At 58.0% G+C, this 495-nt stretch carries 1 protein-coding gene; it reads left to right on the plus strand.

What is annotated here, in order from left to right:
* A partial coding sequence (locus ACQ4N9_RS26515; RefSeq protein WP_430934125.1) for an IS256 family transposase occupies positions 1–495 on the plus strand: 495 nt, incomplete at both ends.

Raw genomic sequence — 495 nt, forward strand, 5'->3', positions numbered from 1 at the left:
CGCAACAAGGCCATTTACTTGGCCCTGGGCGTTCTCCCCGACGGGACGCGCGATATCCTGGGCATCTGGATCGAGAACACCGAGGGTGCGAAGTTCTGGATGAAGGTCTTTAACGACCTCAAGAAGCGTGGCGTCGAAGATGTGCTGATTGCCGTGACCGATGGCCTCAAAGGCATGCCAGAGGCCCTCAGCGCAGTGTTTCCAGAAACGACGCTGCAGACGTGCATCGTGCACCTGATCCGTAACAGCCTTGACTACGCGGCCTGGGACAAGCGGCGGGCTCTGGCCAAGGAGCTGAAGCCGATTTACCAAGCCATCAATGCCGAAGCGGCTGAGCAAGCACTCGATGAGTTTGAGAACGGGCCATGGGGCGAGAAATATCCGACGGTGGTGGCTGCTTGGCGACGGGCTTGGGATCGCGTGATTCCATTCTTTGTTTTCCCGCCCGCCATCCGAAAGGTGATCTATACCACCAACGCCATCGAGAGCATCAAT

This window comes from Pseudomonas sp. ES1, assembly GCF_050586605.1.
GTDB classification, from domain to species: domain Bacteria; phylum Pseudomonadota; class Gammaproteobacteria; order Pseudomonadales; family Pseudomonadaceae; genus Aquipseudomonas; species Aquipseudomonas sichuanensis.